The following is a 15,098-nucleotide window of genomic DNA, read 5'->3' on the forward strand; positions in this document are numbered from 1 at the left end:
ATATGAAAGCATTCATTTTTTCGATTTTAGTTTGTTGGGCTGCGGTCGCACACGCGCAGATTCGGTATGGTTCAAATCCAGCTGTGGGCAAACGCATCCAAGTAGGTGACATCTCCATGTACTATGAAACCTATGGTAAAGGGGAGCCCTTGATTCTCTTGCATGGCGGCTATGGCTCTATTGAAACAATGGGAGGAATGATTGCTGCATTCTCAAAAAAATACCAAGTCTTTGCGGTCGATTCTCGCTCCCAAGGCAGAACCACTGATAGTGATGCGAAAGAATTAACCTATGCGCAAATGGCGCTTGATGTCAATGGCTTGATGGATTTATTACAAATTAAGAAAGCTAAATTCGTAGGCTGGAGCGATGGGGGAGATATTGCGTTGGAATTAGCCTTGATTCATCCTGAGAAAATGGATAAAGCGGTCATCATGGGGGCTAATTTTTTAGGGGAATCGAAGGGAGTAGCATTGACAATGGATACGACTTGGAAAATGAATTCCACAGATCCCCTATTTGCCAAAACCCGAAAGCCGCTTGCAAAGTATTTTTCTACTTATGAGCGTTTGGCTCCAGATAAAACTAAGATTGCGGCCTCTAAAAAGAAAGTGGCGGATAATGCGTTTAATAATCCCAACATCAGCTTGGTTCAATTAAATTCCATTCAGGTACCATTTTTAGTGATGGCTGGAGATCATGATATGTTCACAATCGATCATACAATTACCTTGTACAAGAATCTTCCTCGGGCTTCTCTTTATATAGTACCTGATGCTACGCATATATCCCCTTTTGAAGAGCCAGAATTAGTCCATTCAGAGATTTTACGGTATCTGGCTAAACCCTATCGGAAGTTGGATGCCTTGTATTTTTGGAGATAAAAAAAAGCCACCCCTTTCGAGATGGCCTCCTACTGAATAAGGTAGATTATTTCCCATCCACCTTCTTAATGAACGAAATGACACCGTTCATGTAGACTTTTTGGTCGTCCCACATGGCTAAGTGGCTGCCGTTAGGGCAGTATAAATAGGATCCTTTTTGGACTAATTTACTTTGTTCTTCCATCGCTTTAGGGTCCATCGTATCGTATTTTGCCCCGATCATCAGGGTAGGAACGGAGATTTCTTTTAAGCGATTTTTGATATCCCATTTTTCCAAAAGTCCGCTAATCCCGAATTCACTCGGCCCTTGCATTCTGACATATATCGAACTATTACCGTGCTTTAACGAGCGATTCAAGGCATCTGGCCATTCTTGTAAGCGGCAAATATGTTCATGGTAGAAGTTAGGAATCAATAATTCCATGTAGCGCGGATTGTTAAAATCCTTTTTTGCTTCGATCGCCCTTACTTCCGCTAGGACTTTAGGGTCCATCTGTTTGGCCAAAACCTCCTCCGCATATTTTCCATATTCTGGAGCGCTTGCTACCATGTTTGAGACCAAAAGTCCCTTCATATTCTTCTGGTATTTCAGCGCATATTCCATGCCTAAAATGCCGCCCCATGAATTCCCAATTATGTAAAAGTTCGACGAATCTGCACCGATGGCCTTGCGAACTTGTTCTACCTCTTCTACGAATCGCTCCGTTTTCCAAAGTGTCGAATCCGTCGGTTGGTCACTATAATACGAGCCTAGTTGATCGTATTCGTAGAATTCGAAGCCCTCTCTTTGGAAAAAAGTCTCAAAACATTCCATGTATTCGTGCGTCATCGCCGGGCCGCCGTGTAATAAGAGAATTTTGATCTTAGGATTAGTGCCAAAACGCTTCGTCCACACCTTAAAGGTACCGGCAGGTGTTTGAATGGGAATCATTTTCACTCCACCAGCTTCCAGGCTGTCAGGGTAAGAAAAGTAGTTATCCGCCGTTTCTTCACTTTTTGTGCAGGAAGTAAGGGCGAAAATCGACAAGAAAATTAGTAATAGTTTGTTCATCGTTTTTTTTCTTAAACATAAGTGGATTACTTGAAAAATCAATGTAGCACTTGTTCCAGAAACGGATAAGGGAACAAATTGGTGTTTTTAAAATCATGATTTATGGTTAATATAATAGCTATTTTTAATAAAATTATCTATATTTAGCTATTATATTATCTATTATGAATTCATATCTTTTGCATAAGACGCCTTTAGCTACGCAGGTAGAATTAGCAAGTAAATTACGCGTGTTGCGGAAGCAAGCAGGTTATTCGCAAGCAGAGTTAGCTCTTCGCTCCGGAGTTTCGCTTGGGAGTATCAAGCGTTTTGAAAGGACTGGAAAGATCTCTTTAGAATCATTAGTTCAATTAGCACATCTGCTTGATTGTCTGGATGATTTTGATTCCGTTTTTGTGTCTCGTCAAGTAGATAAAAGAGTGGAAAAATTGTTCACTTAAAAATTTGATTCCATGGAGAAGTTGAAAGTGATGTTAGATTTTGGGCCAAAGCAAGTGGAAGTGGGCGAGCTCGCGTTGCTAGAAAAATGTATTTATTTTAAATATGCAACTTCTTTTTTAGAGGGTCCTTGGGATATTTCTCCCTATCATTTGAAGCGGAGTGCTCAAATTCAAGAATGTTCCACCTCGTTATTTTCAGGGTTATTTGGTGTGTTTGATGATTCGCTGCCTGATGGCTGGGGAAAATTATTAGTGGATAGGAAGTTGTTAGCTTCGGGTGTTTCTTTGGAAGAGATCAATCCGCTACTGCGCTTATCCTTAGTAGGTCAAACAGGGCCAGGTGCTTTAATTTACCAGCCTGCGGAAGAAGACCTTGTGCAAAATGCTTCCTTTTCGGCATTGGAGGAAATGGAAATCGAAGTAAAAAAAGTGTTAGCGGATGAGCCTAGTGACTTTTTAGACGATTTGTTTGCCATGGGTGGAAGTAGTGGAGGAGCCCGACCTAAAGCGAATGTGGGATTTAATCCACTCACAGAGGAATTGTTCTTAGGAGCTACCGAAATGCCTTTGCATTTCGAACCTTGGATAGTGAAATTTCGGTCTACCTCTGATGTTTCGGATATGGCTCAAGTGGAATACGCGTATTATTTGATGGCCAAAGAGGCAGGCTTAGATATGAGTGACAGTCGATTATTTGAAGGACAGTCAGGGAGTTATTTTTTTGGGACGAAACGATTTGATCGAACAATAGGAAACCGGATTCATCTACATTCGGCGGCTGCTATGTTGCAAGATAATTACCGATTAAGTAGTTTAGATTATGGGCATCTCATGGAATGTGCCTTTCATTTAGAAAAAGATGTAGCCGCCATAGAGAAAATTTTACGACTAGCTGCCTACAATGTTTTTAGCGAAAATCGAGATGACCATAGCAAGAATGTCTCTTTTTTAATGGATGCAGAAGGAAATTGGACCTTAGCGCCACCGTATGATTTAACTTTTTCCCAATCTGCTCATGGTCACCACAGTATGTCAATAGCGGGAGAAAGTAAAAACCCCGGCAGAACGCATTTGCTTCAATTGGCGAATACATTTGGTCTAAAAAATGCCAATGAAATCCTGGATCAAGTAGAGGTTTCGATCTCTAAATGGACGGACTTTGCAGACCAAGCCAGAGTTTCAAAAGCGAGTCGCACTAGGATGGGGAAGGCGTTAGCTAGGAGACGGTAATAGATTCATCCTTATTGGGTAAAACGATTTTGGTATTATTTGACTAAATTTGCTCCTGCAAAGCCTATATTGGTGGAACTTATTAGCAGATCATGCCTAAGAATGTTAAAATATCGGTGTTGATGGCCGTCTATAATACGGACTTTCAATTAACCAAAAGAGCCATTGATTCTGTTTTAAACCAAGATTTTCAAGATTTCGAACTGATCATTATTGATGATGGTAGTACGGAAAATGATCGAAAAGCACTTCTCGAATATGTGGAAGCGCACGAGGAGAAGGTTGTCTATATTAGGCACCGCAATCGCGGTCAAGCCGAATCCATTAATCGCGGTGTGTTGAACAGTGTGGGGGAATTTATCACCATTTTAGATAGTGATGACGAGTACAAACCCTTTCATTTGAGCACCTGTTTGAAAGAAATTGAAAATGTGGATTTGATTTGTTCTACCGCGGAGACCGTGGTGGACACGGTGGAAGATTATTATGTTCCGGATAAAAATGATCTAAGTAAGCCTATTCATTTAGATGATGCGGTGCTTTTTGGGACCTTATTTGGCCATCAAAAAGTGTTCAAAAGTATCGATTTTAAAGGCGGTTTTGCGGCGGATTCTGCCTTCTACGAGCGCGCAGAGATTGAATTTAAAACGAAGAAGGTATTCCAAAGATCTTACATTTACTACCGCAATAATCCGAACTCTACCTGTGCTTTATTGAAGCAAGAACTTCTGCTGAACGCTAATTAATCATGCAAGATCTTGTTTTAGCGTGTCACATTACGGGAGTGTATGATGTGAATCGGAATATGACCTTAGCGGATGATTCTTACGAACTCGTTCGAGAGTGGGCGGAATCAGTTGCGGCGGCGAAGCTGAAAGGGGTTATTTTTCACAATAGTTTTTCGGATCAGACCTGTGCAAAGTATTCAACGGAGTACATTTCTTTCGAGCGCATCACATACAATCCTTCTTTTAATCCGAATGTCTTTCGCTATTTTGTCTACCGCGATTATTTAGCTAGGCTTAAGCAGGTTCAGGGTGTTTTTGTGACGGATGTTTCGGATGTAACATTGGCCCAAAACCCTTTTATTCATCCGCTTTTTACCGCTAATCCAAATTCCCTTTTTTGCGGCGATGAGCCTAAAGCCTTGCACAATGAGTGGATGCTGGCACATGGGGAGCATTTGCGCGGGCAAATGGCAGATTATGCGGCCTATGAGGAACGTTTTGCTTCCGAGGTACTTTTAAATTGCGGTGTTTTCGGAGGACATTTTCCTCTGTTTTTTGACTTTTTGCAGCAGCTGTGTGCCTTGCATTCAACCTATAATCACACTAATAAAACGGCTTATACGGGCGATATGGGTGCCTTTAATTACCTCGCCAGAACGCGATTTAATGACAATTTACACCACGGAGCTCCCGTAAATACGGTTTTTAAGGCTTATGAAAACGAGCGAACTGATTGCTGGTTTCGGCATAAATAAAATATAAATCCCATTCTTCAAAACTTATTGATAATAAGTGAGTTATAGACTTACACAATCTAAACAAAAGAATCATGATGTTTAAAAAATTAGCTCTGTCCTTAGTGGCGTCAATCGCTTTATCTTTTTCTGTTAGCGCTCAGAAAACAGTTGTAGATATCGCCGTGGGATCAGCAGATCACACTACTTTAGTGGCAGCTGTTAAGGCGGCAGATTTAGTAACTACGCTTCAAAGTGCAGGTCCGTTTACGGTTTTTGCTCCTACAAACGCAGCTTTTGCAAAATTACCAGCAGGAACGCTTGAATTTTTATTGAAAGCAGAGAATAAAGCAACGCTTGCTAAAATCTTAACTTACCACGTAGTTGCAGGTAAATTTGCTGCTGGAGATGTGGTGAAAGCAATCAATGATGCGAAAGGAACTTTATCGCTGAAGACAGTTAGCGGAGCTACTTTACTTGCTTCTTTAAAGGACGGTAAAGTGATTTTAAAAGACGAAAAAGGAGGTATTTCTACGGTAGTAGTGGCTGACTTAATGGCAGGCAATGGCGTTGTTCACGTAATTGACTCTGTGGTTTTACCTAATTAATCATTTGGGGTGATTATTTTTTGAGAAAGTGGCCAAAAGCTTTTTGGCCACTTTTCTTTTTTATACCTGCTTTCTCCCGAATTCGGGCTTTACATTTTAAAAATCAAGAATCATGTTTAAAAATTTTAAAGCATCTGAGATGTTAATTGTCTCTGAACAAATTGAAGAATTAGGAGTTTAATTGGTGGCGAAGCCCGTAAGAAAGAAAAAAGTGGTCGTTTCGTAATCCACTAGTGAAATGATTAAAATTGCTTTCGATCCCATTTACGCACATGAGTTGCCGGAAAATCACCGGTTTCCCATGCTGAAGTATGAATTAATTCCGGCGCAGTTACTTCATGAAGGGACGTGTCATCCAGAGCAGTTTTTTTCTCCCAAATCGTGCACAAAAGATGTGATTTTGTGGACGCATGACGCGGAATACTTAACTAAATTAGTAGATCAATCACTTAGTGCTTCTGAACAGCGACGCATAGGATTTCCACAATCTGAACTACTTGTTCGACGCGAATTAATCATCACCCAAGGAACAATAGACGCCTGTCACTTTGCACTTGAAAGTGGGGTTTCTCTAAATGTGGCAGGTGGCACACACCATGCTTTTGCGGATAGAGGAGAGGGTTTTTGTCTATTGAATGATATGGCGATTGCGTCTAATTACCTGCTAAAACATCAATTAGCTAGTAAAATATTAATTATAGATTTAGATGTGCATCAGGGGAATGGGACTGCATCTCTTCTCCAAAATGAATCGCGTGTCTTCACCTTTAGTATGCATGGCGCTACCAATTATCCTTTCCACAAAGAAAAGTCCGATCTAGATATTGGGTTATCGGATGGCACTGATGGAGTCACTTATCTATCGATTTTGGCTGAAACGTTACCGCGATTAATCAAAGACGAAAAACCTGATTTTATCTTTTATTTATCTGGCGTAGATATTTTAGCAACAGATAAGTTAGGTCGATTGTCGGTGAGTTTGGCTGATTGTAAGGAACGCGATCGTTTCGTTTTTAGCTTGTGCAAGCAGCATGAAATTCCCGTTGTAGTTGCGCTCGGAGGGGGCTATTCGCCCGATATTAAGGATATCGTGGAAGCGCATTGCAACACATTTCGTTTAGCAATGGATTTTTTTAGTTAGTTTTTCTTCTCGTTAGCCTTGTAAACTCGCAGGAAATTTCCTCCTAATACTTTGGTAATATCCCTATTTGAATAACCTCTTGCGATTAATGCCTGAGTGAAAAGCGGATAATCTAACACCGTTTTCAGTTGTTTAGGCGCTGAATTAATCCCATCGAAATCAGATCCCAAACCCACGTGATCCACTCCAATCAGTTTCACGATGTGGTCAAAATGCTTCATCAGTTGTTCTAGATCAGGTTTGATGGCATCACTTTCAAGTGGATATTTGTCTGAAATAGCGGTGAAAGCATATTCCGTTTGCATGCCTGAATGAATTAAGGAGTCGATTTCAGCAGCGTGGTTTTTGCGGAATGCTGCATCTTTTTTGAAGAAATCTACATCTACAAAGCCAGAAAAGAAGTTTAGATGGATCACTCCGCCGTTCTTCCCGATAGCGATAATTTGATCATCTTTCAGGTTTCTAGATACCGGACAAATGCTGTAAGCATTGCTGTGAGAAGCAATAATCGGTTTTGTCGTCGTATTAATTACATCCCAAAACGTCGTCTCACCCACATGTGAAACATCCACAATCATACCTAGTTGGTTCATTTTTTTTACCACCGTTTTGCCAAAATCCGTCAAGCCTTTATGCCCCTTGTAATCCGGATTCTTCTCATCCGCATGCGAGCTTGCCCAGCCGGGGGAATTATTCCAAGTAAGTGTCATATACCGCACTCCCCGGTTATAAAAAGTCTCTAATTTCTGTAGATCATTCTCGATCATATGACCACCTTCCACTCCGAATTGTGCCACTAATTTTTGCTCTTTTAAGGCGCGCTGGATGTCTTTCCAGGATTTGGCAATCACCACCTTATCCGGATTTCTCGCTGCCACCGCATACAAACTATCCATCTCCCGCATGGCCCAAGCGTATGGATTCGCCTTCTCCCCATCGCACCAAATCGAAAACAGCTGGTAATCCACCCCGCCCTTTTTAAAGCGGGCTAAATCCGAGTGATTAATCCCCGTTAAATCCTGGTCCAGTGAAACCTTTTTCTCGATACAAGCCGTCAAGCAGTCATTGTGTGTATCCACTAGAATCGATTTGAAATGGATATCTTGGGCGAAGGTGGAGAAAGAGAGGAGGAGGAATAAAAGGTGTTTCATGCGTTGGAAGGTTTCGTTGAAATTATCAGTTTTTCACGATTAAACCAATAAGACGCTATAAATCAGGAATTACTAATTTGTTTCGTATATATTTGCCAATGGTAGATGAGTGGATTATTTATGATAATACAAGCACTCTTCCAGTAGTGATATGTCGCAATGATTTTAAGAGTGGCTTGCAAATCAAAAATCTAGCATTATGGAAAGCACTAAAACAAGTAAGGTAAAAGCCTCATTGTCTACTTTGGATAAAATCGAGATAGGCATGAAACTCGTAAAAGCGGATCTAATCGCCTACAAAAAAGCCAAAAACTCAGAAATAGTAGTCATGCAAGGCGATAAAATTGTCTATTTAAAACCAGATGAAATCCCTGACTAATCCTATGACTAACTGGAAAACAACGAATCAATCCCTTGAGAAAACCTTCGAATTCCATACTTTCGAAGAGGCGATGCAGTTCATGCAGGACGCCACTCCATTTATCACCCAAACGGATCATCATCCCACTTGGTCGAATACCTACAATCGGGTTCACGTAATAATCACGACACACGATGCAGGTAATCAGGTGACGGAGAAGGATCATACATTAGCGAACTTTTTAGACGAATTATTTAATCGATGAAAAAAATATTCTTATTCCTATTATTGTGCCCTTTGCTGGCGATGAGTCAACAAAAAACATCCGATGAGGATCAAATCAAAGCGGTTATTTTAAAGACCTTTTCCGCCATGAAATCCGTGGATTCTGTTGCCTTGAAGTCTTGTTTTACGAGCAATGCCCTATTGCATATTAGCCAGGTGAAGCCGGAGGGAAATGTGGTCAGGGAGGTGCCAGCCACTAAATTTATCCAAAATGTGATGACCAGAAAACCGGGTGAAATGGACGAGCGCGTGCTTTCGTGGGGACCTATTTTAATTGACCAAGAAATTGCGACTGCTTGGGTTCCGTATGAATTTTACCTGAACGGAAAGTTTAGTCATAAAGGGGTGGACGTATTTATATTCGTTAAATCGGGTAATGAATTCAAAATCAAGACGCTCTTGTACAATATGCATCAATAGTTTCTATGAGAAATTACCTGCTTATTTTACTCGTATTTGCCTTTGTGAGTGCAACCGCTCAGAAAGGAATCTACTATCCTTCCGCTAAAACCTGGGAACATAAGTCACCTGCTTTTTTCGGGATTGATACGATCAAAGTGAAGGAGGCGGTGGATTTTGCCAAAGTCCATGAAACAACCCAACCTAAAAACTTGTGGCTTTCACAGGCAATGCAATTCGGAAAGGAGCCCTTTTCTGATCCGATCGGACCCATGGCAGATCGCGGCCCTGCTGCTGGAATCATCATTTACAAGGGATATATTATTGTGGAATGGGGAAACCCATCGGCTGTGGAAATGACGCACAGTGTAACGAAGAGTTTCGTGTCTTCTGTGGTAGGTTTGGCCTACGAAAAAGGGTTAATTAGTTCATTGGATGATAAAGTGTATACTTATTTACCCCCTGTGGAGTTAGCGGCCACACAAGACCTGCCTAACGAAAATCCAATCGCAAAAACCTCATTTATTTATCCTTTTGAAACCGAGCACAATCGCAAGATCACTTGGGATCATTTGTTGAGACAAACGAGTGATTGGGAAGGCGTTTTGTGGGGCAAGCCGGATTGGGCAGATCGGCCATCGGATAAAATAGCGGAGTGGACGACTCGAAAGCGATTTGAACCGGGCACAGTGTATAAATACAATGACACGCGAGTGAATGCGTTGACATTGGCGGCGACCTTGGTTTGGCGAAAACCCTTACCTGAAGTTTTGAGAGAAAATATCATGAATCCCATCGGAGCCTCTAACTCATGGACTTGGACGGGGTATAAAAATGCCTGGATTGTGGTGGACGGCAAGATGATTCAATCGGTGAGTGGGGGAGGCCATTTTGGGGGAGGCATGTTTATTAATGCCTACGATATGGGTAGATTAGGCCTTCTAACCTTGCGGAAAGGCAATTGGAATGGCAAGCAAATTTTATCAGAGGACTGGATTCGTAAGGCTACAACGCCTACCGTCGCGAATACAGGATATGGTTTTATGAATTACTTTTTGAACACAGATCGCAAGCTATATCCTTCCGCACCCGCTACCGCCTATGCACACATCGGGAATGGCACGAATGCTATTTATGTGGATCAGGAGAACGATTTAGTGGCCGTGGTTCGCTGGATTGAGGATAAATCGATGGATGGTTTTCTCCAAAGACTATTAGCGGCCTTGCCCGCAAAGAAATAGCAGTTATCAATTTCTTGATTAGCTTATATCCAAGTTCTCTAGTGTTTTTTTGTATGTTTGTTAAAATAAGTATTTGACCTATGACAACCTCAGCGATTAAAAAGCAAGTGGATAATTATCTGCCTTTATTGCCTAAAGGTCAACAATCACTCGTTTTAGAGGTTATTAAAAGTTTATTTGAAGAGGTTAGTTCATCTGATCGAATTGGTAAAACTCAATACAACAAAGAAATTGATGCAGCCGTAGCAAGAATGGATGCAGGTGATTTTATTTCTCATGAAGATGCTTTGGATGAATTATCCAAATTGTAATGAATCCTAAATACACGGTTATTTGGGAAAGAAATGCATTAGTTGAATTTAAATCAATCCTAACCTATTTGCATACTCAAAGTTCAAATGCTTCAAGAATAGTCAAACTCAAAATGCTCGATAGGGTGGAGTTACTAAAATCTAATCCATGATTAGCAGAAGCGGATAAACTAAAAAGTCATCCCAATACGAATTTCCACGCCTTTGTTGTTTTTAGTTACAGATTAACATATCAAATTGTGGAGAAAGAAAAACTCATTAGAATTTTAAGGATTAGACATACTAGCAAAGAGCCACTTAATTATTAATCCAACAACTGAATTTGGGAGCAATTTGCAAAATCTGCAATTTGCTCCCAACTCCAATATCACTACTTCAACACATGAAACGCCAGCACATTCTGCACGTCGTACACATTCACTGATTTATTAAATTGCTTTCTGATACTGGGTTGAGCTTCCCCAGAAATCCAAATCTTCAATTCCGCATCTAGATCAAAAGTCCCAGCTGTTTCAATGCTGAAGCGTGAAATACTTTTATAGTTGATGGATTTGTATTCTGTCTTAGAGCCTGTGAGTCCTTGCTTGTCTACTAAAATAAGGCGCTTAGAAGTAAATATGAAGGTATCTCGGATGAGCTTGAAGCCTAGTTCGATGTCTTCGCCTTCGATGAGAAGTTTTCCAAAATCTTTCAATAAATCCTCCTTACTAACGGTTCCTGCGTTTCCTAAAATGGCTGAAAATAGTCCCATGTTGTTTTGATTATGTGTTTTTGAGTGATGGATGAAATTACGGAAATTAATTTAGTAATTTTATAGAATACCATTCCTACGTTAATCAATAAGCATTTATGTCAACCATCCCCACCCTGAAGCGAATCGATTCCATCGACGTATTACGAGGCATTGTCATGGTTATTATGGCGCTCGATCACGTCCGGGATTTTGTGCACGATCAGGCCTATACGGGTGATCCGCTGAATGTGTTGACCACGACTCCTGTGTTGTATATTACGCGGTGGATTACGCATCTGTGTGCGCCTACGTTCGTTTTTCTGTCGGGGCTTTCTATTTATTTGCAAAGTATCCGCAAGTCGAAAGCGGAATTGAGTTCGTTCCTGTTTAAGCGGGGGATTTGGTTGATTTTCGTGGAATTGGTCTTGATATCGTTAGCCATTACGTTTAATCCGTTTTATAATTTAATCGTGCTGCAGGTTATTTGGGCGATTGGGATTAGTATGATTCTTTTGAGTTTTCTGAGTCGTCTGCCGTACAAAGTGGTATTGGCTATTGGGTTGGTGATTGTTTTGGGGCATAATGCATTGGACTTTTGGGAGGCTGAGCCTGGGTATAAGGCCGGGTTTTGGTGGGATTTGTTTCACCATGGTTTATTTGCGGTTTATCCCATCGTGGGTGATCATTACCTGGCCATTATGTATCCTTTTGTTCCCTGGACGGGTCTGATGATTTTAGGTTATTGTTTTGGGGTCTTTTTTACTGCCAAATTCACGTCAGCTCAAAGGCAAAAAATCTTAACAAGAATTGGGTTATTCTTACTAGCTTTTTTTGTTGCTCTAAGAGCTATCAATGTCTATGGGGATCCGCATCCCTGGACGACTCAGGCAAATGGGTTTGCCACCTTTTTGTCCTTTATGAATGTGAATAAATATCCGCCTTCTTTGGCCTACATGTCCGTGATGATTGGGATAGCTATATTGGCTTTGGCATTTTTAGAGAATATAAAAAACCAGGTAACAAATGTGTTTCGTGTTTTCGGTAGAACGGCATTTTTCTATTATATCCTGCACTTTTATCTGGCGCATTCCATCACGGCCGTCTTGTTTTTTTACAGGGGACATTCGCTTGATGATGCCATGAAAGCGCTTCAGAAAATCCCCTTCTTTTTTCAAATTCCGGGAGAAGGGTATAGTCTAGAAATCGTTTATCTTATTTGGATTCTGTTGATAGCCGGCCTGTATCCTTTGTGTAAATGGTATGATTCCTACAAGTCGGCACATAAGGAAAAGTGGTGGTTGAGTTATTTGTAAGTTTATTCCACACCCTCACTCATCGCCTTTCTTTGAAGTTTCCGGATAGCCGTTTCGATCGATTTTTCGGGTTCGATGATATTGTATTTACCCCAAAAATCTGGATCCCCTAAACTCTTCACCTTGTCAGACATGATGACGTTAGAACTTAGTTTTTGGGTGTCAGAGTTCTCATTTTTCTCTTGTTTTTTCGAGTCGGTCACCGCCATTTCGATGGAGGTGGTGTAGATGGTGTTGAAAATACGTTTGGCCCAATTCAACTTAAAGGTCAAATCCGCGCGAGAATAGGCATAAATCCACTTGTCTTTTTGTTGTCTATAGTTAATCTGGTAGCGGACTTCAGTGGGGTAGATGTCAAGGCCGGCTGGCTTTTTGCGCGTGAACATGAGCCCCGCTTTGACTTTATTCTCGACATTCAGGGCGAAAGTGGCACTAACGACGGCCAAACTCTTCGCATCGATGTATAATTTCCCGTAATAAAGCGGGGTTTCGATGCCTTGTTTTTGTTTGAAGGCTAATACTAAAACCTGGTTGTCATTTATCTGGGTGTTTTCTTCTAGGTTGAAATCGTATAGTTCGAAGGCCTCGTTTGAAAAGATAAAGTCAGGATACTTCACTAAATCAATGAACAGGGCGGAAAATGGACCACCTTGGAGTTTGAAATTGACTGTATCTAACTTCGAGTAATCGGCATTTTTTCTGCCCTTGTAAAGACTGATTTGATCTTGTGAGCCACTTTGGAAGGGTTGCTTTAGCACATTAATGATAGACTCGGAAAGGGAGACGTAGGTGCGGCGTTTGCGAATGGTTTCGCGGTAGAAAGCCGTCATTTGGATGGGATCGTCGCCATAGTTTTGTAGACGATTTGCCAAAACCCCAGCATAGATATTTTTTGCATCACCACCTTTTACTACCACCTCTTCCAGAAAGGTTGTGCTGGGTTCTAAATACAACACATTCTTTTCTGGCTTTAAATCTTGGATGGAAACGACTTTGTTTCTATAGCCTAGGAAGGAAATGAGGAGGGTTGCATGCTGATTTTCGGCAGGAACTTTGATGGAAAATTTACCCTCGCTATTACTGATGGTGGAGATGGTGGTTCCGGAAACGGTGATGCTCGCGTAGATGAGTTCGTTTCTTGTTTTGCTGTCCAAAACCGATCCTTTAAACTGCTTGTACAAACTCGAATCTTCTTTAGCATAGGCAGAAAAACGAGCCTCTGAAGGCATAGCAGCAAAAAGCAGGAAGAATAATCCCATTATTCCTCGCACAAAAAATTGTAGGGTAGGTTTCATTCGGTTTTTACGATTAGATGGATGAATAAATCAATAACAAAGTAAAAAACAAAAGTGTTTTAAACTACGATTTTAGGGGTAATGTGATGAGAGGTAAATGTCTTCTTTTATAATTAGCTACTTTTAACTTACCGTGAAAAGTTGTATATTTACACCATATTTCACGGTAAGTTACTGAGCTCAACATGATCAACCAAGCCACAAAAGATAAGATTGAAGGACTGCGAAAGCATTACGAAGGCTTAATAAAGGGCAATGAGCGTTTGTTAAAAGAGATAGCCTTGGCTGAAATTCCTGAGTTGGTCTATAACTCAAATGCCATTGAAAACTCCACACTTAGTTTAGAGGATACTGAAATCATTCTTTCGGGTGGTATTTTGGGTCGAAATGTGCAGGTGAGGGAAGTGTATGAAGCGAAAAATTTGGCTATACTGACAGAAACGGTTGCGGAGAATAGCAAGGCTGCTTTAAGCCTCAAACTCATTTTAAGTTGGCATAAAACCTTGCTCAGTCACATCGATGATAAAATCGCTGGCAGATTTAGAACTGGTAAAGAATGGGTGCGAGTGGGGAATCATTTAGGGGCTAATCCAGCTTTTGTGGCGACACTTATGCAGGAGTTAGTGGATAGGTTTAAAAAAGATAAAACCAGCTATTTTTTAGATGCCATTGCAGACTTTCATGCCGAATTCGAAACCATTCACCCTTTTGTGGACGGGAATGGACGTATGGGGAGGGTGCTGATTAACCTACAGCTAGTGAAGGCGGGATTTCCTCCCATTATCATTCCGAACAAAAGCAAGCACACGGAATACTATCCGCTATTTGCCCAGTTTCAAACTACGATGAAATCGGATGGTTTTACGAAACTGTTTGCGATGCTTTTACTAGAAACCTTGCACAAACGAATCACCATTCTGACCGCAAAAAAGATTATTCCCCTTTCTAAATGGGCTGCTAAAAATGCCATTAAACTGAATGTGGCTGCGAATAAGGCCAAAAGACAAACGATTCCAGCCTTCCGTATGCGGGAGAAATGGATGATTGCGGAGGAGTATGAGTCAAACTAATATTGAACTGTTGCATTTTTTGCAACGGTTGGGTTGTCACTGGACTAAATGGGGAAGAAATTCGGAAATTCCGAATTTCAACAGAAAGCCTCTTCCAGCTCTTCAGAAATTCCATACAATTCA

18 protein-coding genes are annotated in these 15,098 nt (G+C 41.0%); 14 read left to right on the plus strand and 4 right to left on the minus strand.

Going from position 1 to position 15,098, the window contains the following annotated elements:
- The first annotated feature begins 2 nt into the window (after positions 1-2).
- On the plus strand, positions 3-884 hold the full coding sequence (locus EWU21_RS02160; protein WP_130895156.1) for an alpha/beta fold hydrolase: 882 nt from the start codon (positions 3-5) through the stop codon (positions 882-884).
- A gap of 46 nt (positions 885-930) precedes the next feature.
- Here the strand turns inward: EWU21_RS02160 and EWU21_RS02165 are convergent, their stop codons facing one another.
- Positions 931-1,935 (minus strand): proline iminopeptidase-family hydrolase, encoded by a 1,005-nt coding sequence (locus EWU21_RS02165; protein WP_130895157.1) that lies wholly within the window; start codon positions 1,933-1,935, stop codon positions 931-933.
- A 164-nt stretch (positions 1,936-2,099) separates the two neighbouring features.
- On the opposite strand from EWU21_RS02165, the gene EWU21_RS02170 reads away from it, so the two are divergent.
- From EWU21_RS02170 to EWU21_RS02195, 6 genes are all read left to right on the plus strand, one after another.
- Positions 2,100-2,375 (plus strand): helix-turn-helix domain-containing protein, encoded by a 276-nt coding sequence (locus EWU21_RS02170; protein WP_130895158.1) that lies wholly within the window; start codon positions 2,100-2,102, stop codon positions 2,373-2,375.
- 12 nt (positions 2,376-2,387) lie between these two features.
- Complete coding sequence (locus EWU21_RS02175; protein ID WP_130895159.1) at positions 2,388-3,605, plus strand: type II toxin-antitoxin system HipA family toxin; 1,218 nt, start codon at positions 2,388-2,390, stop codon at positions 3,603-3,605.
- 92 nt (positions 3,606-3,697) lie between these two features.
- Positions 3,698-4,351, plus strand: a complete 654-nt coding sequence (locus EWU21_RS02180) for a glycosyltransferase family 2 protein (RefSeq protein WP_130895160.1) — start codon at positions 3,698-3,700, stop codon at positions 4,349-4,351.
- A gap of 2 nt (positions 4,352-4,353) precedes the next feature.
- On the plus strand, positions 4,354-5,088 hold the full coding sequence (locus EWU21_RS02185; RefSeq protein ID WP_130895161.1) for a hypothetical protein: 735 nt from the start codon (positions 4,354-4,356) through the stop codon (positions 5,086-5,088).
- Between the two features lie 74 nt (positions 5,089-5,162).
- The gene (locus EWU21_RS02190) at positions 5,163-5,675 is read left to right on the plus strand and encodes a fasciclin domain-containing protein (RefSeq protein WP_201737833.1); all 513 of its coding nucleotides are present in this window, start codon (positions 5,163-5,165) and stop codon (positions 5,673-5,675) included.
- Positions 5,676-5,913: 238 nt separating this feature from the next.
- Complete coding sequence (locus EWU21_RS02195) at positions 5,914-6,816, plus strand: histone deacetylase family protein (protein ID WP_130895162.1); 903 nt, start codon at positions 5,914-5,916, stop codon at positions 6,814-6,816.
- On the opposite strand, the gene EWU21_RS02200 is transcribed toward EWU21_RS02195, so the two are convergent.
- Positions 6,813-7,967, minus strand: a complete 1,155-nt coding sequence (locus EWU21_RS02200; protein WP_130895163.1) for a dipeptidase — start codon at positions 7,965-7,967, stop codon at positions 6,813-6,815. The genes EWU21_RS02195 and EWU21_RS02200 overlap by 4 nt on opposite strands.
- A gap of 199 nt (positions 7,968-8,166) precedes the next feature.
- Between EWU21_RS02200 and EWU21_RS02205 the strand changes: the two genes are divergently transcribed.
- The 5 genes from EWU21_RS02205 (at position 8,167) to EWU21_RS02225 (ending at position 10,564) form a co-directional block, all read left to right on the plus strand.
- Positions 8,167-8,346, plus strand: coding sequence for a hypothetical protein (locus tag EWU21_RS02205; protein WP_130895164.1), 180 nt, complete (start codon positions 8,167-8,169; stop codon positions 8,344-8,346).
- A 4-nt stretch (positions 8,347-8,350) separates the two neighbouring features.
- A complete protein-coding gene (locus EWU21_RS02210; protein ID WP_130895165.1) occupies positions 8,351-8,593 on the plus strand; it encodes a 4a-hydroxytetrahydrobiopterin dehydratase in 243 nt (80 codons plus the stop codon).
- Positions 8,590-9,033, plus strand: a complete 444-nt coding sequence (locus EWU21_RS02215; RefSeq protein WP_130895166.1) for a hypothetical protein — start codon at positions 8,590-8,592, stop codon at positions 9,031-9,033. Before EWU21_RS02210 ends, EWU21_RS02215 begins: the two co-directional genes overlap by 4 nt.
- 5 nt (positions 9,034-9,038) lie before the next feature.
- Positions 9,039-10,253, plus strand: a complete 1,215-nt coding sequence (locus tag EWU21_RS02220) for a serine hydrolase domain-containing protein (RefSeq protein WP_130895167.1) — start codon at positions 9,039-9,041, stop codon at positions 10,251-10,253.
- Between the two features lie 80 nt (positions 10,254-10,333).
- Complete coding sequence (locus EWU21_RS02225; RefSeq protein ID WP_130895168.1) at positions 10,334-10,564, plus strand: hypothetical protein; 231 nt, start codon at positions 10,334-10,336, stop codon at positions 10,562-10,564.
- Positions 10,565-10,934: 370 nt separating this feature from the next.
- Here EWU21_RS02225 and EWU21_RS02235 read toward each other — a convergent pair whose 3' ends face one another.
- The gene (locus EWU21_RS02235) at positions 10,935-11,315 is read right to left on the minus strand and encodes a PH domain-containing protein (protein ID WP_130895169.1); all 381 of its coding nucleotides are present in this window, start codon (positions 11,313-11,315) and stop codon (positions 10,935-10,937) included.
- 98 nt (positions 11,316-11,413) lie between these two features.
- Here EWU21_RS02235 and EWU21_RS02240 point away from each other — a divergent pair, with 98 nt between their 5' ends.
- Positions 11,414-12,610 (plus strand): DUF1624 domain-containing protein, encoded by a 1,197-nt coding sequence (locus EWU21_RS02240; protein ID WP_130895170.1) that lies wholly within the window; start codon positions 11,414-11,416, stop codon positions 12,608-12,610.
- A gap of 2 nt (positions 12,611-12,612) precedes the next feature.
- Here EWU21_RS02240 and EWU21_RS02245 read toward each other — a convergent pair whose 3' ends face one another.
- Positions 12,613-13,905: a carboxypeptidase-like regulatory domain-containing protein gene (locus tag EWU21_RS02245; RefSeq protein ID WP_130895171.1), complete on the minus strand. Its 1,293-nt coding sequence runs from the start codon at positions 13,903-13,905 to the stop codon at positions 12,613-12,615.
- 185 nt (positions 13,906-14,090) lie between these two features.
- Here EWU21_RS02245 and EWU21_RS02250 point away from each other — a divergent pair, with 185 nt between their 5' ends.
- Complete coding sequence (locus EWU21_RS02250; RefSeq protein ID WP_130895172.1) at positions 14,091-14,975, plus strand: Fic family protein; 885 nt, start codon at positions 14,091-14,093, stop codon at positions 14,973-14,975.
- The last annotated feature ends 123 nt before the right edge of the window (positions 14,976-15,098 follow it).

Source organism: Aquirufa antheringensis (assembly GCF_004307425.1).
Classification (GTDB): domain Bacteria; phylum Bacteroidota; class Bacteroidia; order Cytophagales; family Spirosomataceae; genus Aquirufa; species Aquirufa antheringensis.